At 41.7% G+C, this 23,919-nt stretch carries 19 protein-coding genes; 15 read left to right on the forward strand and 4 right to left on the reverse strand.

Annotated features, from left to right (window positions below; genetic code table 11):
* Positions 1–102 precede the first annotated feature (102 nt).
* Entirely contained in the window at positions 103–1,206 is a 1,104-nt protein-coding gene (locus ACM0OT_RS14315) for a DJ-1/PfpI/YhbO family deglycase/protease (RefSeq protein WP_414565005.1), read from the reverse strand.
* Between the two features lie 102 nt (positions 1,207–1,308).
* Positions 1,309–1,713, reverse strand: a complete 405-nt coding sequence (locus ACM0OT_RS14320) for a DUF2267 domain-containing protein (RefSeq protein WP_414565006.1) — start codon at positions 1,711–1,713, stop codon at positions 1,309–1,311.
* 301 nt (positions 1,714–2,014) lie between these two features.
* Here ACM0OT_RS14320 and ACM0OT_RS14325 point away from each other — a divergent pair, with 301 nt between their 5' ends.
* A complete protein-coding gene (locus ACM0OT_RS14325; RefSeq protein ID WP_414565007.1) occupies positions 2,015–2,440 on the forward strand; it encodes a DUF6335 family protein in 426 nt (141 codons plus the stop codon).
* An 88-nt stretch (positions 2,441–2,528) separates the two neighbouring features.
* Here the strand turns inward: ACM0OT_RS14325 and ACM0OT_RS14330 are convergent, their stop codons facing one another.
* Together ACM0OT_RS14330 and ACM0OT_RS14335 are read right to left on the reverse strand one after the other, a co-directional pair.
* A complete protein-coding gene (locus ACM0OT_RS14330) occupies positions 2,529–3,395 on the reverse strand; it encodes a response regulator (protein WP_414565008.1) in 867 nt (288 codons plus the stop codon).
* Positions 3,396–3,509: 114 nt separating this feature from the next.
* Entirely contained in the window at positions 3,510–5,507 is a 1,998-nt protein-coding gene (locus ACM0OT_RS14335) for a scytonemin biosynthesis sensor histidine kinase (protein WP_414565009.1), read from the reverse strand.
* A gap of 1,235 nt (positions 5,508–6,742) precedes the next feature.
* On the opposite strand from ACM0OT_RS14335, the gene scyA reads away from it, so the two are divergent.
* From scyA to ACM0OT_RS14405, 14 genes are all read left to right on the forward strand, one after another.
* On the forward strand, positions 6,743–8,635 hold the full coding sequence (gene scyA / locus ACM0OT_RS14340) for a scytonemin biosynthesis protein ScyA (protein WP_414565010.1): 1,893 nt from the start codon (positions 6,743–6,745) through the stop codon (positions 8,633–8,635).
* A gap of 126 nt (positions 8,636–8,761) precedes the next feature.
* Positions 8,762–9,823 (forward strand): tryptophan dehydrogenase ScyB, encoded by a 1,062-nt coding sequence (gene scyB / locus ACM0OT_RS14345; protein WP_414565011.1) that lies wholly within the window; start codon positions 8,762–8,764, stop codon positions 9,821–9,823.
* A gap of 31 nt (positions 9,824–9,854) precedes the next feature.
* Positions 9,855–10,823 carry a scytonemin biosynthesis cyclase/decarboxylase ScyC gene (scyC, locus tag ACM0OT_RS14350; RefSeq protein WP_414565013.1) on the forward strand — a complete coding sequence of 323 codons (969 nt, stop codon included), beginning with the start codon at positions 9,855–9,857 and terminating at the stop codon, positions 10,821–10,823.
* Between the two features lie 11 nt (positions 10,824–10,834).
* Entirely contained in the window at positions 10,835–12,073 is a 1,239-nt protein-coding gene (locus tag ACM0OT_RS14355) for a ScyD/ScyE family protein (protein ID WP_414565015.1), read from the forward strand.
* Between the two features lie 121 nt (positions 12,074–12,194).
* Positions 12,195–13,457 (forward strand): ScyD/ScyE family protein, encoded by a 1,263-nt coding sequence (locus tag ACM0OT_RS14360; RefSeq protein ID WP_414565016.1) that lies wholly within the window; start codon positions 12,195–12,197, stop codon positions 13,455–13,457.
* 36 nt (positions 13,458–13,493) lie between these two features.
* Positions 13,494–14,669, forward strand: coding sequence for a scytonemin biosynthesis PEP-CTERM protein ScyF (gene scyF / locus ACM0OT_RS14365; protein ID WP_414565017.1), 1,176 nt, complete (start codon positions 13,494–13,496; stop codon positions 14,667–14,669).
* Positions 14,670–14,764: 95 nt separating this feature from the next.
* Positions 14,765–15,655, forward strand: a complete 891-nt coding sequence (locus ACM0OT_RS14370; protein WP_414565018.1) for an EboA family metabolite traffic protein — start codon at positions 14,765–14,767, stop codon at positions 15,653–15,655.
* A gap of 11 nt (positions 15,656–15,666) precedes the next feature.
* A complete protein-coding gene (locus ACM0OT_RS14375; RefSeq protein ID WP_414565019.1) occupies positions 15,667–16,575 on the forward strand; it encodes a TatD family hydrolase in 909 nt (302 codons plus the stop codon).
* 5 nt (positions 16,576–16,580) lie between these two features.
* Positions 16,581–17,486, forward strand: coding sequence for a UbiA-like protein EboC (gene eboC, locus ACM0OT_RS14380; protein ID WP_414565020.1), 906 nt, complete (start codon positions 16,581–16,583; stop codon positions 17,484–17,486).
* A gap of 55 nt (positions 17,487–17,541) precedes the next feature.
* Complete coding sequence (gene tyrA / locus ACM0OT_RS14385; RefSeq protein ID WP_414565021.1) at positions 17,542–18,600, forward strand: bifunctional chorismate mutase/prephenate dehydrogenase; 1,059 nt, start codon at positions 17,542–17,544, stop codon at positions 18,598–18,600.
* A gap of 206 nt (positions 18,601–18,806) precedes the next feature.
* Entirely contained in the window at positions 18,807–19,454 is a 648-nt protein-coding gene (locus tag ACM0OT_RS14390) for a DsbA family oxidoreductase (RefSeq protein ID WP_414565022.1), read from the forward strand.
* Positions 19,448–20,662 (forward strand): 3-dehydroquinate synthase, encoded by a 1,215-nt coding sequence (locus ACM0OT_RS14395; RefSeq protein ID WP_414565023.1) that lies wholly within the window; start codon positions 19,448–19,450, stop codon positions 20,660–20,662. The genes ACM0OT_RS14390 and ACM0OT_RS14395 overlap by 7 nt, the downstream gene beginning before the upstream one ends.
* A gap of 270 nt (positions 20,663–20,932) precedes the next feature.
* Positions 20,933–22,174 carry a metabolite traffic protein EboE gene (eboE, locus tag ACM0OT_RS14400; protein WP_414565024.1) on the forward strand — a complete coding sequence of 414 codons (1,242 nt, stop codon included), beginning with the start codon at positions 20,933–20,935 and terminating at the stop codon, positions 22,172–22,174.
* A gap of 70 nt (positions 22,175–22,244) precedes the next feature.
* A complete protein-coding gene (locus ACM0OT_RS14405) occupies positions 22,245–23,612 on the forward strand; it encodes an alkaline phosphatase family protein (protein WP_414565025.1) in 1,368 nt (455 codons plus the stop codon).
* Positions 23,613–23,919 lie beyond the last annotated feature (307 nt).

The raw sequence follows: 23,919 nt of genomic DNA on the forward strand, positions 1-23,919 counted from the left end.
TTGATATCTCTCAATAAGTAGGGAACAGGGAACAGGGAACGGGGAGCAAAAAAGTCAAAATTAAACTTTTTTGACTTCCCCGCAGGGGTTTCCCTACTCGCATTACATAGAAGTAGCCGCCCCTGTAGTAGCTTTGGCAGCCTTCACCTCGGTAGCGGTAGCAGTACGGGCCCGATATAGCTGCGCCAATTGCTGCTCGTATTTCCGCAGATTTTGGTAAATCTCTTTGAAAATAGCCGTTGCTACGGGATCAGTGTACATGGCACACAAATTGCCAACATCGCCAACACCTGTTTGTGCATCACCTAAGGCGCTATGTAACTGATAGATGTCATCACTACCAGTCAAAGCACTTTTCACCTTGGCATATTGATTAGCGATATTAGCCGCTAAAGAAGGTTTTTCACCGAGGATGTCAAGATATGCCTCCAGTTTTTCAATGTGACGCTGCTTATGAGTAATCATCTCTCTAAACAGCGATCGCACTTCGGTATCTGATTCTTTTTCTGCATACTTTTCCAAGGCTTCCAATGAATAACGCTCACCACTTAAAGCAGTATTCAAGCCTTTAGTAATGTCACCTTTAGTAGAACCACCCCAAGCATCAGCCAGTTTCCACCAATCGGCGGTGGTGTCTTTTTCATCTGGAAGGGCAGCATCTTTGCCACCATAACCTAGACGACTTAACAATGCTGTGGAAAAAATTGCTAAATCTCCAGGTTCACGGGAGGTAATCAAATTACCATCAACCACCAACGGCTCATCAAGATAATTTGCCCCCGCATTGATCATGTCTTTGCGGATAGCAGTATAACCTGTGGCTTTTTTACCTTTGAGTAAATCGCCTTCAATTAAAAGTTGTGGCCCGTGACAAACCGCAGCTACCCATTTACCTTGTTGTATTGCCTCTTTTACAAAGCGGACAGTGTTGGGGTTACGCCGCATTGTGTCGGGAGCCATACCGCCCGGAATCACCACCGCATCAAATTCAGATGCTATTGCTTCGGTAGTGGTAGCATCTGCTTGCACAGATACTTTGCCTTGTTTACCCCTATATTTTTCATTCATGCGGGAACCAAGAACAACTACTTCCATCCCCGCTTGTTTTAAGGCATGACAAGGAATGGTAAATTCCATATCCTCAACCCCATTTTCAATGAGGATAGCCACTTTTTTCTTGCCAGAATGATTGTTAATATTGGTCATTGATTTTCTCTGTTTCCACTAATTGATTGCTGAATCGTGTAAGCCACAATTATGCGGCGCTTACTGGCTGATGCTAAAATTTTTTCATTTTTTAATCGCCGATTAGACTGCTGGCGCTTCACTCGTTGGCGCAGTCGTAAAGAGTTCTTCATAATCGTGAGAAAAATAAGTGTGCAACTTCGCAAATTTCTCAGGATTAACGGCGTTTTGTAGGACAGCAAACACAGCCCGCACATGAATTGCGGTCGTTGTTGGTTCTATATTTTCCTTTTGACTGACTCGCATAATAAATTCTTGCAAGTTGAAAGACTGCTCATTTTCCGCCTCCCGTTTTTGCAAACAATTGGCTAATTCCTGTGGTAATTGCCTTGCTAACTCTTGGATTTCATCACCTGAAACACGCTCTTTCAAGGTTTCCAGAGTAGCACGGGTAGCGCTTTCTGCCTCTTCACGAGAATTTGATTGAGCCAGGCTTTGTACATGTGTAATAAACTCGTTATATTCCACTTTATGACCTCCGCTAATCAAATCAATTATTATTGATTAATTAAACATCTAATACATCTAATAATTGATGAAACTTACAAACAGCTTTGAGGCAAAATAAATATTTTTATGACCTCATAACTAAATAGATTCAACTACTACTCGACATGAATATTGACACTTACAAGTGTAGGCTGTAAAAACTGTTTTATCTTCGTTCTCAGGGGATAGATAGTTTTATGACTAAAGTAATACAACCTTAGCCAGACAAAGTTTAGCTGCAAAAACGTTATTGTAAAGATATTGATAAGGTTAAATATTTATGGTGGAAAATCTTCACAATCAAGAAAATAACTCTGATGATTTACCGCAGGAAATTACCGAATCCTACGGCACTGGTGTAAAAGAGATGCCAGGAAACAATATTGGTGGGCGATCGCAAAGCGCTACTGCTTTCAGCAGATCGCAACGGCAAAGAAATCGCCAATATACACACACTAGCCCCGAAATCACTGGTGGTGATGTTGATGCTAATTGGCAAGAAGAAGACGCAGTGGGAGATGAAGCTGTCGGTGGTACAGCGCCTACACCTGATCAAAATGTGACTGACGAGTTAGGAGCAGCGGTAGGTTTGGAAATGAATGACAAAACCTTTCTCCGCACCAATGATATTTTAGAGGAGCGTGATGATGCTCGCTGGGAATTAGATCCCATGTCTGCTAATGACTATGAAGAACGCCAAGAATAAACGCCAATAAAAATACGTGTATTGCTTATCTAGCAATGGTTTTAGGCGTTTAGCTGGACATGAAAAATATTTTCTTTTCTTCCCTAGCTCATTTCAAGACGAACTCACGATGAACGCGTTGCTCTTCCCCAGCGTTAGTGTCGGGATCAACTACGGCATGAGCCTTTCTCCAAGTATCGGGAGGTAATCCATGATGTTGTCGAAACTGGCGCGAGAAATGGCACACACTTTGATAGCCCAACGCCTTTGCAATACACTCCACTGTCTGGTTTCCATTTTGGAGTAAGAAACGCGCCCCCGCCATCCGGCGTTTGACAATCCAGGCATTTACAGTCTCTCCTGTGAGCTTGGCAACTCGGTTAGTTAAGTAAGCAGGTGAGTAACCAACAGCTTCGGCTACATCACATAAGGTAATTCCTTGGTGATAATTAGCTTCGATAAAGTCGAAAATTTCTTGGAGTCGGGGAATGCAAGGGAAGATTGATTTAGGAGAGGTAGGCGGTAAAGTTTCCCCTGTGGGTACTGGATTCGGCGCTTGTTGGGATTTAGTAACGCACCAACGTTGAAGAACAGCTTGCTTTTGTAACCGGGTAGCGATCGCTCTGAGCAATTCATCTATTGTCGAAGGTTTAGTCAGATAGTCATCTGCTCCCAACTCCATCCCTTTACGAATACATGCCTTGGTGTTACTACCAGTCAGAAAAATAAAAGGAATAATTGCTGTAAGTGGATCTTGGCGTAACGTCGTGAGAACGTCATAGCCATCCATTTGCGGCATCATCACATCGCAAATCACCAAATCGGGTAAATGCTCTTGTGCTTGCTGGATGCCATCAAAACCATTTCCAGAACCGATGACATCGAAACCTTTGTTTTTCAGTCCTATTAAGAAAAGATCACGGGTAGCAGTATCATCTTCTATGAACAAAATTTTTTTTGACGCTTGATGTGTCATTTTTTTGCAACTATAAATTTTGGCAGACAAAGGGTATCAAAATCTCGATAATTTAAGTAAGAAAAACATTAACTACTTCCCAGAGTTATGATTATTAAAATAACTACTTAACATTCATAACTCGGAACAGCTAGCATTATCTTGAAATAAAGGTAGTCTCACAGTAAATGTAGTACCTACACCAACTGCACTTTCCACAGCGACTTGACCACCATGCAAGTCTACAAGGGTTTTGAGAATCGATAGACCTAAACCAGTACCAGCTATATTATTAATATTACTGCCCCGATGAAATGGCTCAAATAGTCGTTTTTGATCGGCTAAAGGAATACCAATTCCCCTATCTTGAACCTGGAAAACTACATTATCATTGTTACAAGCAAGCTTGAAATCAATCTCACTGCCATCGGGAGAATATTTACTTGCATTATCAAGTAAATTTTTCAATACAGGCTCTAGCAATTTTTTATCCATGTAAGCTGTTAGTGAGCAAACTGGAGTAATAAAATTAATGTGATTTTGGTTGACATTCATCTGCATTTGTGCAACTAAATCAGTACAAAACTGAACTACATCTAGTGATTTTGGCTCAAAGGTAATTTTGGCTGCTTCTGCTTTAGCAAACAACAAAATATCGTCCAACATTTGGCTGATTTGTTCACTTGCTGTTTGAATATGATCGAGTAATGGGCGAATCTTTTTTTCTGTGCGTTTGTCTACTTGTTCTTTTAATAAGCTATTAGAAAAAGAAACTATATTTAATGGAGTCCGGAATTGATGACAGACCATAGAAAGAAAACGCGCCCTCAGTTCGCTGAGTTGTTTTGCTTGTTCTAAAGCTTGGCTTAGTTCCGATTCTGCATATTTGTAATCAGTAATATCGATACCTGCAATCAATTCCACTGGTTGTTTGCCAAAATCTAGCACCCCATCTAAAGTGGTCACTGCACAAGCTAGCCAACGCTCTGTACCATTTTTAGTTAAAAGATTTATTTCCTGATATTCAAAATTCAGTGCTTCACTTGAGTTGCGTACCTGTCTGCGTTTTTTGCTTTTGATTAATCGGCCAAGATCAAAACCAGTTAGCAATTCTTCTTTGGTGTAGCCAGTGAGTGTTTCAACAGCAGGATTTATATAGCAAAGTCGCGTACCTTGAATTAAGAAAGTATTCGCATCTGTAGTTTCTGCTAAAGTCCGAAACCTAGCTTCATTCAGCTTTAGTGCTTCTTCTGTCCGCTTGGAAACAGTAATATCCCAGATACTCCAGACTCTACCAATAATTTTGTCCCCCAGCCAGTGAGGTTTGGAATAGTGTGCAAAAACTCTTCCATCCTTTAATTCCAGAATGTCGTAACTCTCGAAATCAGATTGGCTAGAAACTTCCCAAATCATCCGCACAAAGGCTTCTGGGTCTTTGAGTTGGTTCTCAAAAAAGGTTTTACATTGAGGACATTTTTTAGAAAGAATCAGGGAATCTGGAATCTGCCACATATCTAGAAACTTCTGATTCAAGCTCAGAATATCTCCTTCAAAGTTAACCGCGACAATACCAACGGCAGTAGATTCGAGAGTGGAATGCAGCAGAGATAAAGATGTTCTCAGTTCTGCTTCTTTGTTTCTTAGTTGAAAAACTTCTTGTTGAAAATGGTTTTTGGTGTCTTGTAATTCATTAATCCATTTTTGTACACTCAATTCGACAATTTCATCACTCTTTTCACGCACAAAAGCACAGCTAAACTCTATTCCTTGGTAGTTTACATAGGTCATAGATATTTCCACCAAAAATATTCGACCCCCCTTTGTTTGATAACGAGATTTAAAGATGAGATCATCTTGTGAGCCTTTTTTTATAAGACATTGCCATAGCTGTGACCAATTGTGTAAAGGAAGGTCTATATCTACATCACCCAGCGACATGGATAGTAATTCTTCGCGGGAATACTCACTCATGCGGCAAGTTGCGTTATTGACATAGAGAAACTGCGCGTCTGAGCCTAAGCAGAAAGCAGCTTCTACAGACTTGTTGATCAGAAAATAAGCAAATTCCAAATCTAGTTCTGGCTTTAGCACTAAATCAGAGTTGGACGAAACTACCCTTAAATGAGCGGCCATATTGTTCACCACCTTAATAGAGGCATCCTATCTGTTACTTATCTTTACATAGTTTAGTTTTTTTATGCCAGCCTAATAACCAGTTAATAAGCCAGTAATCACAGCCGGCTCAAGTTTTTTCGCATTTACCAAACACAGTTGAATATTTCTGAGAGTCCGGGGCAGTGATTTCCTCCAGAAAGAGGAAAAAATGTCATGTCAACAATATTTCATCCTCTAACAAGCCAATGACAGTAGAGGTTTGCAGCTATCGAGTCATAGACTTAAGCGCTTTTGTATCCTCTTAATTGGCTTAACTTTTCTTAACTTTATCTCTCATGAATCTAACTATAGCAGAATATGCTGAGTCATCCGCCAAAAGAGATACATTCTTACTGGTCACAAATTTTGATTATTAGTTGAAGCAATGTCGCTTTTAGTCTTCTTCCGTGGTTAAAAAATTAAGGTGATGGCAGTTACTCCTACCGTAAAGGACACATAAAATGTTGATTTATCAGCTTTGTAGGCTTACGTACGTATCTCATTTCATCTCTACTTATTATTAATAATTTTGTCAATAAGCAATATTACTTAAAATCTTCTGGGAAATCGGAGACAGAAACACAATTTTTAGGCAGGTTTATCGCCTAATTTTGATCCGCACCACGCATTGTGTCCCCCACAAATTCAGTACAAAGTTTAATTTAATACCTTTTGATTTTTTGGATTTTTAGCATAATTACTAATTTCAGACTTACGTATTGACAGAATTATGAATTATATGTGTTTGTCATATTTTTATTTTTTGTAGACATCTATCCCTAGTAGTAAACTTCAATTACTGGTATTACATAAGAGATCTACTAAAAGGCATAGATACAAAAAAATAATTACTGGAGTACTGAATAGTGATAACAAGATATTGACAATTTTGTGATTTTCAAATCGAAATAACCTCTATGGGTGAGTTAAGCGAAAGAATTGACACTCTCATCAAAAGATTTTTCATTGTGAATCAGTCTGTATGTCCTCTACTCTGGTTACTAGAAGCACATCCTTGATTGTTTTATTTTTCTCAATAGATTTGCCAATACTGGAGTTAAAAACGGCAATCAGCAAAAATTTGACTATCTCTACGATTGTCAAGCTCAGTCATAAACGTAAAAAACAACAGAGTTGTTTGTATTAGATATTCTCAGCAGTCGAAGTTTAGAATAACGAGCCTTGATGCAAGTTTCTGGAATTACTTGAAAGCAATGAGTAAAAATTATACTGGTTCAAACTCTCCCATAGTGACGACTGAAACATACAAAGAATTACCGGCAAAGAGCAAATACGTAGAATATCCATCAGACGATTCCCATCAGTTTGAGGATTTGGAGAAGGGCAGAGAAACGCAGCCTTTTCTATACGACGAAACAGCGCCAAAGCTCTCAGTGGCAAATGCCATCGCCCAAATGTTGACGACTTTAGGAGTAAACTACGCTTTTGGTGTTGCGGGTGGGGCCATGGCCAGCCTTTGGGGTGCCTTGTCCAATAGCAATATTCAGGTATTGAACTTTCGCCATGAAGCAGGGGCTGCCTTTGCCGCAGTGGAAGCATACTTTGCTAGCGATCGCCCGACAGTAGTTTTCACCACAGCCGGGCCGGGGATCACCAATTCCCTCACGGGTTTATTTGCAGCTCGTGGGGAAGGTGCAAAAATTATATTGCTGTCGGCTTGTACCTCAGCACCACAGCGTGGACGTTGGGCAATTCAAGAAACCAGCAGCCATACCTTACCCAGTGGGGGCATGTTTACCTCAGGCGCACTGTTTAACTATGCAGTCACCTTGGAATCTGCGGCACAACTCCCACAGATTTTTCGCAAACTGGCCTTGGCTTTAGCCCAACCAGGAGGATTTGTAGCCCACTTAAGTATTCCCACTGGTGTGCAAACAAGTTTAGTTGATGATATAGCTTGGCCCCAACTAGATATTGCCTATTCTCCCATCGCACCAAATAAAGAAGCGATCGCTAAATCTGTAGAGTTATTATCTGCTGGCCCCTTCGCTATCTGGGTCGGTTTTGGGGCGCGTGCAGCAGCAGAGGAAATCCGCCAACTAGCTGAAAAAACTGGCGCACCAGTCATCTGTTCACCCCGTGCTAAAGGCATCTTTCCCGAAGATCATCCCCAATTTGTCGGTGTCTCAGGCTTAGGTGGTCACGCTAGTGTCTTTACATATATGCAACAGCAACCGCCACTACGCACACTCGTTTTGGGAACCCGTCTAGGTGAACCAACTTCCTTTTGGAGTCCGGCCATGGTGCCCCCAAGAGGCTTTGTCCATGTAGATATTGACCCAGAAGTCCCAGGGGTAGCATATCCATCGGCGGAAACCTTCTCAGTTCGGGCTGATATTAAAACCTATGTGCAGGAACTGTTACAGCAGTTACCAGATGTTGCACACCGCCCCCAAATCTCATCCTTACCTCATCCAGAACGCGAAGAAGTTGCCCTAGACCTAGATATAGATTATCCAGTACGCCCAGAAGTATTGATGGCAGCAATTCAAAAAGTCATTGTTGAGGGTAGCGATGCCATCGTCATGGCAGAGTGTGGCAACTCATTTACTTGGTCAACTCATTACCTGCGATTTAATCAAGCAGATCGTTACCGAGTTAGCACAGGCGTAGGGGCAATGGGTCATGCTGTCACAGGAGTTTTGGGTGCAGCCCAAGCCCAAAATCGCAAAGCAGTAGCCATCGTTGGTGATGGGGCCATGTTGATGAATAACGAAATCAGCACAGCCGTGAAATACAAAATTCCTGCCATTTGGATTGTACTCAACGATGCGCGCTATAACATGTGCCATCAAGGCATGAAAGTGTTGGGATTAAAAGGTGCTGATGCCACAATGCCAGTGACAAACTTCACCATGATTGCCCGGGGAATGGGAGCCGAAGCCATCGCCGTCGTCAGAGAAACAGATATTGAAGCAGCTCTAGAACAAGCGATCGCCTCAACAGTTCCCTTTTTAATTGATGTAGTAATAGACCCTGACCGACTTGCACCTTCTGGTGGACGTAATAAGAGTTTGGCGGCTCAAGGAGTCAAATCTAACCAAGGGAAAAATCCCGCCAAGTCAGTTTCATTTCCATCTGTTTAAGACATCCAAAAAGTACCAAGCATCCCAATTTTCCCATTCATACCTAATTGGTATCACTAAACTCGCGCTCTTTCTAGCACTTTAAATTAGACAAAGCTCTGCATACTTGATCATTGGGACACAAAAATGCTGCTATTTGAAACTGTAAAAGAAATGGGCCATGAACAAGTTCTGTTCTGTCATGGCAAAGACCCAGATATTAAGGCAATAATTGCCATTCATGATACAACCTTAGGCCCAGCAATGGGGGCCACAAGACTATTGCCTTATGTCAACGAAGAAGCCGCCTTAAAAGACGCTCTACGTCTGAGTCGGGGTATGACTTACAAAGCTGCCTGTGCCAACATTCCGGCTGGTGGCGGTAAAGCAGTGATTATTGCCAATCCTGAAAATAAAACAGATGAGCTTTTAAGAGCCTATGGACGTTTTGTTGATAGTCTCAATGGGCGTTTTATTACAGGACAAGATGTTAATATTACCCCTGAAAACGTCCGAACCATTGGTCAAGAAACTAACTATGTAGTAGGCGTATCCGAAAAGTCCGGCGGCCCTGCACCCATCACAGCAATGGGAGTATTCTTAGGCATTAAAGCTGCTGTTGAATTTCGTTTGCAAACCAAAAACCTCACAGGGCTGAAAGTTGCAGTTCAAGGGCTAGGAAATGTCGGTAAAAATCTTTGCCAGCATTTGCATGAAAATGGGATGCAACTTTTTGTTAGTGATGTCAATCCAGCTAAAACAGCAGAAATTAGAAGACTGTTTGGTGCAACTGTTGTAGAACCAGAAGAAATTTACTCTCTTGATGTCGATATTTTTGCCCCTTGCGCTTTAGGCGGAATGCTCAATAGTGAATCCATTCCTCTGTTGAAAGCTCCCATTATTGCTGGTGCTGCTAATAATCAATTGGGTGACGAGCAGACACATAGCCAAATGTTGACAGAAAAAGGCATTATTTACTGCCCGGATTATGTAATTAATGCCGGAGGATTAATTAATGTTTATAACGAAATGATTGGCTATGACGAAGAAAAGGCTTTCCAACAGGTGCATAACATTTATGACACATTGCTAGCAATTTTCGAGATTGCCAAACAACAACAAATTACAACCAACGAAGCCTCTAAACGATTAGCAGAAGCACGAATCATGAATGCTAAAAAAATTAAGACAAAAGCAATTGCTGCTTAATTGTTAATTATTAACTTGTTAGGAGCCACAAATGGAAAAAAATACCTTTGCAACATCAGCTTATATCGCCACTTCACCAGAAAGCGCCTTTGAATACCTGTGTAGTCTCAAAAACTTAGATGATTGGACGCTTTTTAGCCGGATGCAAGAGCAAGTTGACGAAGACACCTGGTTAGGAACTGCTTCTGGATATCACAAAAATCTCTACTATCACGTTAAAAAACTAGAAAATCCGCTTTTTTATGGCATTGAGTGGCATTGCGGATTTGAGTATCAGAAATATTTTCAAGTTTACCCAGTGTTACTTTTTCCTCCCGACTACATCGAGCCGGGAACAGATGAAAAGGGTGTGTACTTTCACTGGTTGAGTTTTGTTGATCCCAAACGACAAACTCAAATGATTATGCAGGGAATACACACTGTACATACTTCCGAATGTCGTTCTCTTAAGGGAATTTTAGAACGTCAAACTGGTCGAACTACAGCCGCAAAAGGACGCTATTTCATCGATACCGACACCATCTATATTGATGCACCAATTGAAATTGGAGTTGAATACTTATCAGACCTCCGCAATTTGGATGAATGGGCGCATTTGGTCAGACCATCTGGTGAGATTACTCGTCAGTCAGGTGAATTTAGAGATGAATATGACCAAAAAGTCAATATTTCTGTAAAACTACATGCTCTGAGTAAATACTACTTACTGGAAGAAGAATACTTCTATCCAGATTATGAATACTATCAACGCTCCGTGGCACTGTTAATTCCCACCTCTTATGCTTTCGGTGACCCAGACGCGTCTGGTTTGATTTTGCATCGAATCACATTCTGGAAAGCCAATGCACCTCTTGATCATGGCAAACTCCAAATTGAAGACTTTGGCGCTGAGAGCATGAATATCAAACGGATGCTGGAAGCCAAAGCAGGTAACCTCCAATCTTTTGACCGGGGAATGAGTTATGTACCGAAAACTCCAGAATTAGTCACTAGTCATTAGTCATCTGACAAATGAAACTCAAACAACTTACTATTACTCTTTTTAGTTTTTGTGTTGCTGCTTTTTCTGCAACAACAGCTGCGGAAGCTGCATCATTTTCGGTAATTGCCGATGGACTTGATAATGCTGGAGGTCTGAGCTTTGGCCCTGATGGTAGTCTCTATGTTACCGAAGCAGGAATAGGGGGAAATGGAAATTGTGTTCCACCTCCTAGTGGTCAAGGCGACTCTTTATGCTATGGTACAACCGGTGCAGTTACCAAGATAGAGAATGGTAAGACTAAACGTATACTTACAGGGCTTTCTTCCTTAGCATTACCAGATGGTACAGGAGCTTCCGGCCCTCGTGATATCAAATTTGATGCCACAGGTCTGCCTTATATTTTGCTGGGGTATGGAGCTAATCCAGCCTTTGGCGATCGCCTGGGTGATACTGAACTAGGTAACATTATTACTGCTGATTTTCAGACTAATTCCTGGACAAGTATTGCTGATTTAGCTAACTACGAACTAGTTAACAATCCTGATGGCAGTGATATCAATAGCAATCCCTTAAGTTTTCTCATAGATGGTAATCAACTTGTGGCGGTGGATGCAGGTGCTAATGACTTGCTAAGTGTTAAGACTAATGGCAGCGATTTACAAGCGATCGCAGTATTTCCTCCAGATATATTAACTAATCCAGTCTTCCCTCCTTCCGGTTCTCCATCCAATGAACCTGCACAAGTTCCCTCTCCAAGTGAAACGCCATCGTTGCAGTTTCCCAGTCAAGCCGTCCCCTCTGGTGTTACCAAAGGCCCCGATGGTGCTTATTACATCAGTCAATTTACTGGTTTTCCCTTTCCAGAAGGTGGCGCCAAAATCTATCGCGTTGGTGCTGATGGACAACCAACAATCTATGCAGATGGCTTTACCCAACTCACAGACTTGGAATTTGATTCTGCGGGTAACTTGTATGCTTTGCAATACGCCAATGAGTCAGCTTGGAAGGGTAACTTAGAGGGTTCTTTAATTAAAATAGCTGCCAATGGCACTCGTACAACCATCCTCAGTGGCAATGAATTAGAGTCACCCAGCGCTTTTACCCTTGGTGCTGATGGGGCAATTTACATCACCAACCGAGGCGATCGCCCAGGCCAAGGCCAAGTACTCAGAATTGCAAATATCCAGTCTGTTCCTGAACCTAATTCTGCATTAGGTGCATTGACTCTTGGCGCGTTGGGCCTTGTTTGGTTGCGAAAAAGTCAATAAGTTCCTGGCGCTCAGGTAAAAAGTTTCCCATCCATATCAGTGTGGACTCTAAATGCTCTGAGGGCAAGAGATTCCTTGTGATCAAAGTTTCCCCAAATTATCAACTCTTAATCCTAAAAGTATGAAACTCAAGTCATTTGCTCTAACGCTTGCTAGTCTCTGCATTGCTGTTGTTTCTGTACCAAGAGCAGCTCAAGCAGCTACATTTTCCGTGATTGCGGACGGTCTTGATAATGCACGGGGTGTGAGTGTTGGCCCTGACGGTAGTATCTACGTCACAGAAACAGGTATAGGCGGAGACGGAGGATGTATACAATCCCCTAGTGTACAATTTGCCTCTTTATGCTCTGGTAATACTGCTGCCATTACGAGAATTAAAAATGGCCAACAAGAGCGGATATTTCAGGATCTACCTTCTCTAGCATTGCAAGGGAGTGGGATTGAAGGTGCTGGGCCTCAAGACCTCAAGTTTGATTCCCAAGGTAACGCTTATCTAGTTTATGGCTTCGCTGGCGACCCCACAAACCGTGACACAGTTTTCAATAATTCCACCTTCGGACAACTTTATAATATTGACTTGAACACAGGTGCGCTCAACAGTCTTGCCGATTTAGCACAATTTGAACTCTTCAATAATCCTGATCAGGGTGATGTCATCTCCAACCCTTATGCTTTAGCTATTCAAGGTGATACAGCTTATGTAGTTGACGCAGGTGCCAATACCTTAATTAGTGTGGCACTTGATGGCAGCGGCATTACAGATGTAGTGCCATTTTTTAGCCGCCCATTTGAAAATGCTGTTTTCCCAGAACTTCCACCGGGACAAGAGCCACCTCCAGGCGTAGATCCGAATGCACCAATAAACGAAATTCCATTACAACCAGTACCTACAGGTGTAGTAATTGGGCCAGATGGTGCTAGATATGTGAGTGACTTTTCCGGCTTTCCTTATCCAGAAGGTGGATCGCGTGTCTATCGAGTCGGGGATGATGGTATACCAACAGTCTTCGCTGATGGTTTTACACAAATCGGTGACTTGGAGTTTGACCAAAATGGCAACTTGTTAGTTTTACAATATGCCGATAAACCAGCATGGCAAAATGATTTTGCTGCTTCTTTATTTCAAGTAGCCCCTGATGGTACTCGTACAACTCTGATTAGTGCTGGTGAAGGACTAGAATCTGCTACTTCTCTAGAAGTTGGTTCCGACGGCACTATTTATATTACCAACCGAGGCGATCGCCCCAGTGTCGGACAAGTCCTCAGCTACAATCCTAACTTTGTGGCAACAAAAGTTCCCGAACCAACAACTGTCCTCGGTCTTATAGTGGCTGCTGCATTCGGCACAACTTCTTTGGCGAAGCGCAAACGCATTAGTCATTAATCATCCCTTTCCCCACCTTTCAGGAGCTTAACTCAGATGGCATTTGTAAAAAAATTATCAATCGCACTGGCTAGCGCTGGATTGATGACATTGGCAGTAGTCGGTGAAGCCGAAGCTTTAAGTTTAAAATATGAAACGAGTATTGGTAGACCTGCTACCTTTACCGATGGTGATTTTCCTGGTGTTCCAGGGGTAATTACTGTTCCCCAGGGCATAGGAGTACAGGATTCAACCCAGAATATTTTTGTGAGTAATGGTCGGGGTATCGACCGTGTAGATGTCTTTGATCAACAAGGTAACTATCTGAGAGGCATTGGTAGCACAGGCTCAGGCCCTGGAGAGTTCGACGAACCAGCAGACCTCAGATTCAACCCCATCACAGGTGATCTGCATGTGGGTGATGTTTTCAACAGCCGGATTAACGTCTTCGATGCCCAGGGTAACTTTAAAATGTCCTATGGCTCATTTGGTGGGGCTGTAGAAGATAGATTATTCTTTGGCCCTGGGGGTATGGATTTCGATGCGGCTGGTAATTTACATGTCACTGACTTTAGTGCTGATATTATCAAAGTATATAACTCAGAAGGCCAACAAATTAGAACTATTGGTAGTCCTGGCAGTGGTCCTGGTGAATTTTCCGGGCCTGGTGGTTTAATTATCTCCGAGAATACTGGCAGAATTTATGTTAATGACCAGTACAACGGTCGGGTTCAAGTTCTTGATTCCAATGGTGATTTTCTCTTTGCCTTTGGTTCCACCGGCTCTGAACTCGGAGAGTTTAGAGAGCCAATCGGCATTGATGTGGACGAGTACGAAAATATATATGTAGCAGACTCGCAAAATAGCCGGGTTCAAGTATTCGATCAAGACGGGAACTTCTTAACTACCTTTGGTGAACCAACCCGCAATTCATTTGGCGAAATTGTACCACCTCCCATACCCCCAGCTTTGGGTGGAACCACGCCCTACGGCACCCCCATCGACCTGTCTCCAGGCAAATTTAACTGGACTGCTGGTTTGCATTATAACAATGACACGGTTTATGTAGGCGATTTCTTTCAAGGTCGGATTCAAGTCTTAAGTGTAGAGCGCGCAGCTAAAGTACCTGAGCCTGCTTCAATATTAGGCCTGGGAATATTTGGTCTTGGGGCTAGTGTTGTGAAATTGCGGAAAAATAGGCAGAAGAAGAAACTGGAAATGACTTCTGTTTGATAACTTCGCAACCATAATCTTTCCCTGATTTAATTTGAGATTTTAAAAATCGAAATTGAGTCAGGGCAAGAATACAAAATATTGAAATAGTAATTATGTCTAATGTAATTTATTGTAAAAAAACCAGTATTACCAGCTTATTACATCACTGGATTGCTCAAAAAACCACTCCAGAAGCTGTTAATTGGCTCTCTAGAAAAAGAGAACAAATTAGTAACTGTGGTATTAGTCGAGACTTTTTCACAGCATTTAGTGCAGTGTCTCGTCATATAGGTAAAAATCAGCTTCACCTCCCTCCAAAAGATTTAAAAGCAGCCTCGGCACTCAAAAATGGTTGGGTTCCTAGTCATTGGAGTGTAGATCAAGCTGCTCGGACATTATTGTTACTAGCTCTTCCACAAGATAATCCAGAAATATATTTGCATACCCTAGAGCAAGTATTTGCAACGGCTGACATAGGAGAACTAATAGCACTATATCAAGCGTTACCCTTATTACCTTATCCAGAAAGACTGCAAAAGCTTGCCGCTGAGGGAGTCCGCAGCAATATGACAGCAGTTTTTAATGCTATTGCCTTACGAAATCCCTACCCAGCCCACTATTTAGATACCTTGGCATGGAATCAAATGGTGTTAAAAGCTTTATTTGTAGGTAGTCCGCTACATTTTATTCACGGTCTTGATTTTCGTGCTAACCGCGAACTAGCGAGGATGTTAATTGATTATATCCACGAACGTCAGAGCGCTAATCGTTCAGTCCCGGCGGGAATTTGGCGATTGGTAGGAAAATTTGCCGATGCTGCTATTTTAGTCGATTTGCAGCGAGCGATCGCCGACCCCGATCCTATTCAACAAGCCGCTGCGGCCCTTGCTTGTGCTGATTGTCCACTACCACAAGCTCAAATTCTTCTGGCTAGTTACCCTAACTTACAGAAATTTATAGATACAAAGTCTTTGACCTGGAAAAGCTTAAGTCCACAACTTTAAAGGTAGAAATAATGAGATTTATTGATCCTCATATTCACATGAGTTCTCGCACCACCGACGATTACCAAAAAATGCGGCAGTCGGGAATTATCGCAGTCATTGAACCAGCATTTTGGTTAGGACAACCCCGCACCAATATTGGCTCCTTCCAAGATTACTTTAGTAGTCTCGTAGGATGGGAACGGTTTCGGGCGGCTCAATTTGGGATTAAACATTACTGCACAATGGGGCTAAACTCAAAGGAAGCCAATAACGAAGCCTTAGCCGAGCAAGTAATGGAACTTTTACCTTTGTATGCGTGTAAAGAGGGTGTAGTTGCCATTGGTGAAATTGGCTACGATGACATGACCCCAGCCGAAGATAAATACTTTCGTCTCCAGCTAGAATTAGCCCAAGAACTGGACATGCTAGTGATGATTCATACACCCCACCGCGACAAAAAAGCAGGTACAAGTCGTAGTATGGATGTCTGCATTGAGCATGGCTTAGATCCATCACGGGTAATTATGGATCATAACAACGAAGAAACAGTAGAGGAAGTTTTAGACCGGGGATTTTGGGCAGCATTCACCATTTACCCCAATACCAAAATGGGGAATGCGCGCATGGTAGAAATTGTCCGCCAATATGGAAGTAATAACATCATCGTAGACAGTAGCGCTGATTGGGGGGTGAGTGATCCCCTGGCTGTGCCTAAAACTGCCCAACTAATGCTAGAACGAGGTATTTCCCCAGCGGCTGTGCAAGCAGTCTGTTATCAAAATGCCCTTGTAGCTTATAGCCAAAGTGGTCAAATGCAAGAGTCAGACTGGCTCAATTCTACCCCCATCGATCAACGACAGATGTTCAATGATAATTCTGTACTCCGGGGACAACAACCACTAATAGAGCCAAGCCGTGAATATGCCCTAATTGAGTAATGATTATGAATACTGCAACATTAACTTCCTATCGTTTATGGGCATATCTGCAATTAATGCGACCGGCTAACATTGTCACCGCATGGGCAGATATCCTCGCTGGGTTCGCGGCTTCAGGGTGCATTTTTGCGGACAATGCAGCAATTGGTTCATTGGCATGGTTACTGCTAGCAACCACTGGGTTGTATGGTGGAGGTGTGGTATTTAATGATGTATATGATGCCGAATTAGATGGTCAAGAGCGCCCAGAGCGACCGATTCCCAGTGGTAGGGCGACTCGGAAAGGAGCAATTTTACTAGGTAGCTTGCTTTTAAGTATGGGGGTAGCAGCAGCGGCTCAAGTCTCATGGTTGAGTGCTACTTTGGCTATGGGTATCGCCTTGGTTGCCCTATTTTATGATGCTTTCGGGAAGCACCATTCTCTTCTCGGCCCCATCAATATGGGAATTTGCCGGGGAGGTAATTTATTGCTGGGTGTGAGTGTCTTACCAGCAATGATAGGAGAGTACTGGTTTTTGGCTTTAATTCCCATAGTTTACATTGCGGGAATCACTGTTTTAAGCCGGGGTGAAGTGCATGGAGCCAAGCTGAGTACTGCGGTAGTAGCACTGTTGCTAATTTCAACGGTAATTGGTGGACTTTTAGGGCTGGGGTTATTACAAAACTATCAAGTTCTCGCAGCATTAGCATTTTTACTTTTGTTCGCTATCCGGGTGTTACTTCCTTTTATTAAAGCTGTATGTGAGCCGTCTCCAGAGCAAATTCGCATTGCCGTCAAGGCTGGGATACTATCACTAATTGTTTTAGACGCCACAGTTGCTGCGGGGTTTGCAGGTTTGCCCTATGGATTCATAGTCCTGAGCTTATTGCCGATTTCCACGGCATTGGCGCAAATGTTTGCTGTGACTTAAAGCATAGAAATTTTAATTTTGACTGAACAATCTTTTGGGAAATGATATTAGGTTTATGATCCCAGAAAAGCTGAAACAAACCGACCAAAACTTGATCGCCTTATTGAGCGATCGCCTATCATTACTAGCAGCATCAAAATGTCTTTCTTTAGAAGAACAACTAGCTGATGTGGCTCCTCTACTTGCTCAAGCTGGTATTCCTGAATCTGTTTGGGCGGGTGTGGTAAATAGTTGTCATGCCACAATTACCCCTGAATCTACATCGGTAAATCATCCTCGACCCCGACAAATTACAATCATCGGTGGACATGGTAGGATGGGAAGATTCTTTAAAGAGCAGTTTGTAGCGGTAGGTCACAATGTTAATATTCTCGAACACGAAGATTGGGAGTATGCAGACCAATTATTAAATCAGGCAGAATTAGTATTAGTCAGTGTGCCAATTGCATATACAGTTGGTGTTATTAAACGCGCAGCTAAATATCTATCTCCAACTACAGCGTTATGTGACATTACAAGTATTAAGAGTCTGCCGACTCAGGCAATGCTCAAACACCATTGTGGTCCTGTAATGGGATTACATCCTATGTTTGGGCCTAATATTACATCGTTCTTAGAACAAAAAGTTGTGGTATGTCCAGGTCGGCATGATGACTCTTTTGCATGGTTATTAGATTTAATTAAAAGTCAGGGTGGGGAAATAATCACCTGTTCGCCTGAAGAACATGACCAAATGATGGTAATTATTCAAGCTACCCAGCATTTTTTAAGATTTAGTTTAGGCGTTTTTTTAGCACAGGAAAATATTGATATAGAACGCAGTTTAACAATTTCTACCCCAAATTATCGTCAAGAAATTGATATTGTTAAACGGTTATTTTCTCAAAGTCCTAACTTATGCGTTGATATTATGTTGGCTACAGAGGAGAGATGTCAGGCAATTAGTTCTTTGGCTAATACATATAGCCGCTTGGCAAAATTGGTAGTAGGCAAAAACCGGGATGCATTAATTAAAGAGTTTGAAAGTAATCAAAGTTTTTGGGAAGGGGAAATTAACTATTCTCTACAAAGATTAGACATGATTGATCAAAAATATCAGGCGACAAATTTTTGATTTTTTGGTTGTGAATATAGAAAGAATATCACGCAGAGACAAGGCAGCGTGTTGGGCGGGTTCCCCGACTTGTTCGCGGAGCGTCTCGTTAGCGCAGCCTCTCGTAGAGAAGAGAAGCAAGTGGCGTACCCAGAGGCGCGGAGGTAAGAGGAGGATATTGTATATGAAATTTTCTAAATAGCTTCAGTAGTTCAACAATAATAATTATGCTTATAGATATTTTTCACGATACAGTATGTCCCTGGTGTCGAATTGGGAAAAAGCATTTGTTTAATGCATTGGCACAATTTACAGAACAGGCGGTGGATATTCGTTGGCATCCTTTTTTATTAGATGATAGTGTTCCTAATTCTGGTTATGAACTTCGTAGCTTTATGCAAAAAAGAAAGGGCATTTCAGCAGAACAAATCCAAAGTTTGTTTGATTATACGCAATGCCAAGGTGAGGCTGCTGGAGTTAAATTAGATTTTGATAAAGTTCGTTTGGCTGTCAATACTAAGCTTTCTCACCGACTGATTGAAATTGCACCAGTAAATATCAGAAATAATGTTGTAGAAGCAATTTATCAGGCTTACTTTGAAGACGGTTTGAACATTGGTGATATTGATGTTTTGGTTGACATCGGTACAAGTCACCAAATGGATGCAACTGAACTGCGATCGCAATTGCTAGATGATACCGCTTTAGAGGCAATTGTGACGGCATCAAAGTCTGCTCAGTTGAAAGGTATCACCAGTGTGCCGTTCTTCATGATCAATAACAAAATCAAGGTAGATGGTTCTCACTCGGTAGAGGTGTTCCTTCAGGCTTTAAATCGTGCCGCACTTATGGATATATCAGCAAAAATATGGTAATGGATATCAAGAAAACAAGTACATTTAACCTGCAACCAATTTGCCAAAGTGTTACGGTTAGTTTCAATTATGGAATTTACTTCACAAATAATTTGTTTGAGTTGAAAAATCCTACATTAGCCCAAGTGATTACAGCTGATGAGGAGACAAAACCGAAGAAAGTTGTAGCGATTGTCGATGCAGGGTTATTAGAGTTTTTTCCTGGTTTGCTTCAGCAATTAACGGCGTATACCAAGTTTTATGGGGAAGTATTAACACTCGCCCTTGAACCGATGATTGTTCCGGGTGGAGAAGCCGCTAAAAATAATCCCAAGTTGGTAGAGCAAATTCATCAGGTAATTGATACGGCTCGATTGTGTCGCCATTCCTACATATTGGCTATTGGCGGTGGTGCAGTGTTGGATTTAGTCGGATATGCAGCCGCAACTGCTCACCGGGGAATTCGCTTGATTCGGATTCCCACGACTGTGTTAGCACAAAATGATTCAGGTGTAGGAGTAAAAAACGGCATCAACGCCTTTGGAAAAAAGAACTTTCTCGGCACATTTGCGCCACCTTATGCGGTGATTAATGACTCTAGCTTCTTGAAAACCTTAGGCGATCGCGATTGGCGTTCTGGTATCGCTGAGGCTCTCAAGGTAGCGCTCATTAAGGATGCTAATTTCTTTGATTTTATTCATAATCGCAGTGCAGCCCTTGTCCACCGAGACATGGACGCCATGCAACAGTTAATTTATCGTTGCGCCCAATTACACCTAGAACACATTGCTAACAGTGGTGATCCTTTTGAAATGGGTTCATCTCGTCCTCTGGATTTTGGACATTGGGCGGCGCATAAATTAGAGCATTTGACAAACTACAATTTGCGTCATGGAGAAGCAGTGGCGATTGGTATTGCTTTAGATTGCACCTATTCTTATCTTTTAGGGCTACTTAGTAAAAAAAATTGGCAAAAGATACTGCATACTCTATCAGCTTTAGGTTTCACTTTGTATGTGCCGGAATTGGAAGATTCTCGTTGTTTATTTCGGGGTTTGACTGAGTTCCGCGAACATTTGGGTGGAGAATTGACTTTGACTTTGCTGCAAGGTGTTGGTAAAGGAATTGAGGTTCATGAAGTGGATCTATCTTTGTATAAGCAAGCAATATTGTTGCTGCACGAGTTTGTAGAAGATAAGCAGTCGCTGGTTGGGGTAAGCGTTCACTAGTTTTTTTTTGTAATTTGGTGTTTCAAAAATTAATTGAGGAGTGAGGAACGTAGATGCGTCAGCGGCTTTCCTGAGGATAGGGAGCAAAGTACACAAAGACCTCTTAGATAAATACTTTGGTGTGGCTACAAATATTCTTTAAGAGTTTCACGCAAAGGCGCAAAGACGCAAAGAAGAGTTTGGGAGAGTTCTTGCGTAAGAAGACACAAGGTATAGGAAATAAAGAGGATTGTTTACCCGCGTATTTTACATTTGTTAGGAATAAAAAAGATGAAAGTAGGAATTAATAATAATTTTCACTTAACCTATTGCTCTAATATTCACCCTGGTGAGGAATGGGAGCAGGTTTTTAGCAATTTAAAGCAGTATATTCCACCTCTTAAAGCCAGATTAGCACCAGATAAATCCTTTGGAATTGGGTTACGTTTGGCAGAGGTAGCAGCTAGCAAACTACTTCAAGGAAATGCCTTGAATGAGTTTAAGTTATGGTTGACAAAACATGATTTATATGTATTTACTTTGAATGGTTTTCCCTATGGTCAATTTCATTGGCAGGTGGTGAAAGACCAAGTTTATGCACCGGATTGGACTAAACAGGAACGGTTAGATTACACGTTGCAATTAACGAATATTTTGGCGGAATTGTTGCCTCATAATGTAGAGGGTAGCATTTCTACGCTGCCGTTATCTTATAAGCCTTGGTATGAGGGCAATCAACTTGTTCAAGCATTAGTTATGGATGATGCTAGTCTACAAATAGCCAATGTAGTAGCAAAAATGGTACACATCCGGGCGAAACAAGGAAAATTGCTGCACCTGGATTTGGAGCCAGAACCAGATGGATTAATTGAAAATGCTGCCGAAGTCATTGATTATTTCCAGGCGCATTTGTTACCTGTTGGTGGCGCTTATTTAGCCAAACATTTGGGAATTTCACAAGACGTTGCGGAAAGTCATTTATTAGAACACGTACGTATTTGTTATGATACTTGCCATTTTGCTGTCGAGTATGAAAACCCCCTCTCCGTTTTTCAGCAATTTCAAGCTGCGGGAATTAAAATAGGTAAAATTCAAATCAGTGCTGCGTTGCAGGTGCAGATACCAGAAGATATTAAACAACGCCACTTAATAGCAGAACGATTACGTCCTTTCGCTGAATCGACATATTTACATCAGGTAATCGCCCGCGAACCTAATAACAGATTGCTGCATTATTGCGACTTAGAAACCGCCTTACCCAACCTAGAATATACAAGCGCATGTGAGTGGCGAATCCACTTTCATGTACCAATTTTCATCCGCGATTATCAACTGTTACAGTCCACTCAAGATGACATCGCCAGCGTGTTAGATTTGCTGCAACATGACAACAGTTGCACCCATTTAGAAATTGAAACCTACACCTGGGATGTATTACCAGAAGCAATGAAATTAGATTTACTGGCATCTGTTCAACGAGAATATGAGTGGGTTCTAGCAAATTTATTAGCAAAACATTTAGTTGCTATTTAAAAAATATATGGGACTGTCGCAAAAACCCTTTTAATCTCTCTTTCCTTTGTGTCCTTCGCAGTACGTTTTCATGCAAAAAACTGTCGTTCTCAACATAGTAGGATTAACACCTAGCCTCATAGGTGAACATACACCTTTCCTTTCGAGTTGGTCATCCACCGGGATAGCATCAGTACAACCCGTATTACCTGCTGTCACCTGCACAGTACAAGCAACCTATCTCACAGGTAAACAACCAAGCGAACATGGAATTGTCGCCAACGGTTGGTACTTCCGGGATGAGTGCGAAATCAAATTTTGGCGACAGTCCAACAAACTAGTGCAAGCACCCAAAGTGTGGGAAATAGCCAAAGAACTAGATCCCAACTTCACCTGCGCCAACTTATTCTGGTGGTACAACATGTACTCATCGGTGAACTATGCAGTTACCCCCCGACCGATGTATCCTGCTGATGGCAGGAAAATTCCTGATATTTATACACAACCAGGAAAATTGCGATCGCAACTCCAAGCAGATTTAGGTCAGTTCCCATTGTTTAATTTTTGGGGCCCCAACACATCGATTCGTTCTACCCAATGGATTGCAGAATCAGCCAAATGGGTGGAAGAACACCATCATCCCACCCTATCACTTGTCTATCTACCACATCTAGACTACTGCTTACAAAAATATGGCCCTGATACAAACAAGGTAGCTCAAGACTTACAAGAAATTGATGCGGTTTGTAGCGATTTGATTCAATACTACGAAAATCGTGGCGTTCAGGTAATCGTTTTATCTGAATACGGAATTACATCAGTATCTCAACCTGTCCACCTGAATCGGATGCTGCGCGAACATGGTTTGCTAACAGTACGCCAAGAACTAGGAAGAGAACTGCTAGATCCTGGTGCAAGTAAAGCATTTGCAGTTGCCGATCATCAAATTGCTCATGTCTACGTCAACGATCCATTTTATATTCCTAAAGTGCGATCGCTTCTCGAAGAGACTGAGGGAGTTGCCTATGTTTTGGATAATGTCGAAAAGCCAGCCTATGGTTTAGATCATGCCAGATCAGGAGAATTAATAGCAGTATCTCAACCAGATACCTGGTTTACTTATTATTACTGGCTTGATGATAAAAATGCTCCCGATTTTGCCAGAACCGTAGATATCCATCGCAAACCAGGTTACGACCCTGTAGAACTTTTCCTTGACCCTCAAATCAAACTTCCCCAAGTCAAAATCGGTCTTAAACTTTTACAGAAAAAGCTGGGATTTCGCTACTTGATGGATGTTATTCCTTTAGATGCTGACTTAGTACGTGGATCTCACGGTTGTGTTCCACCTTCTCCCACTGAGGGGCCGTTATTGATTACCAAACAAACTCACTTGCTTGACTCTTCATCAATAAAAGCTAATGATGTTTGCTCACTCATTCTTAGTCATCTATTTTAAGATTGCCAAAATATCAGTATTTCTCGTATCCTGGCAAAACCAGGATTTTTTATTTCCCACATATACCTAAATATATAACTATAGGAAGAGGCAAGAAATCATAAATAGCATTCTTGAAAATTACTCATATATAAAAGTATAAAAACCAAATAAATTGTTACTGCTATCGAAGAATTGTTCATTTATTAGCTACTTTAAATTGAGTAGAATTTAAGAAATGATAAATAAATATTAATTGCATAATTTCTGGCAAACCTTCTTGAAATTGCCAAAACTTTAAAAAATCGAACTTGTTTAAATTTGAATT

This window comes from Anabaena sp. CCY 9613 (genome assembly GCF_963920895.1).
Lineage (GTDB): Bacteria > Cyanobacteriota > Cyanobacteriia > Cyanobacteriales > Nostocaceae > Cyanocohniella.

Coding starts and splice junctions, on each gene's coding strand:
- ACM0OT_RS14325 (WP_414565007.1), top strand. CDS start 2,015: ATGGTGGAAAATCTTCACAATCAAGAAAATAACTCTGATGATTTACCG.
- ACM0OT_RS14395 (WP_414565023.1), top strand. CDS start 19,448: ATGGTAATGGATATCAAGAAAACAAGTACATTTAACCTGCAACCAATT.
- ACM0OT_RS14330 (WP_414565008.1), bottom strand. CDS start 3,395: ATGACACATCAAGCGTCAAAAAAAATTTTGTTCATAGAAGATGATACT.
- eboC (WP_414565020.1), top strand. CDS start 16,581: ATGAATACTGCAACATTAACTTCCTATCGTTTATGGGCATATCTGCAA.
- scyF (WP_414565017.1), top strand. CDS start 13,494: ATGGCATTTGTAAAAAAATTATCAATCGCACTGGCTAGCGCTGGATTG.
- scyC (WP_414565013.1), top strand. CDS start 9,855: ATGGAAAAAAATACCTTTGCAACATCAGCTTATATCGCCACTTCACCA.
- tyrA (WP_414565021.1), top strand. CDS start 17,542: ATGATCCCAGAAAAGCTGAAACAAACCGACCAAAACTTGATCGCCTTA.
- ACM0OT_RS14370 (WP_414565018.1), top strand. CDS start 14,765: ATGTCTAATGTAATTTATTGTAAAAAAACCAGTATTACCAGCTTATTA.
- ACM0OT_RS14360 (WP_414565016.1), top strand. CDS start 12,195: ATGAAACTCAAGTCATTTGCTCTAACGCTTGCTAGTCTCTGCATTGCT.
- scyA (WP_414565010.1), top strand. CDS start 6,743: ATGAGTAAAAATTATACTGGTTCAAACTCTCCCATAGTGACGACTGAA.
- ACM0OT_RS14355 (WP_414565015.1), top strand. CDS start 10,835: ATGAAACTCAAACAACTTACTATTACTCTTTTTAGTTTTTGTGTTGCT.
- eboE (WP_414565024.1), top strand. CDS start 20,933: ATGAAAGTAGGAATTAATAATAATTTTCACTTAACCTATTGCTCTAAT.
- ACM0OT_RS14405 (WP_414565025.1), top strand. CDS start 22,245: ATGCAAAAAACTGTCGTTCTCAACATAGTAGGATTAACACCTAGCCTC.
- ACM0OT_RS14375 (WP_414565019.1), top strand. CDS start 15,667: ATGAGATTTATTGATCCTCATATTCACATGAGTTCTCGCACCACCGAC.
- ACM0OT_RS14390 (WP_414565022.1), top strand. CDS start 18,807: ATGCTTATAGATATTTTTCACGATACAGTATGTCCCTGGTGTCGAATT.
- ACM0OT_RS14315 (WP_414565005.1), bottom strand. CDS start 1,206: ATGACCAATATTAACAATCATTCTGGCAAGAAAAAAGTGGCTATCCTC.
- ACM0OT_RS14335 (WP_414565009.1), bottom strand. CDS start 5,507: ATGGCCGCTCATTTAAGGGTAGTTTCGTCCAACTCTGATTTAGTGCTA.
- scyB (WP_414565011.1), top strand. CDS start 8,762: ATGCTGCTATTTGAAACTGTAAAAGAAATGGGCCATGAACAAGTTCTG.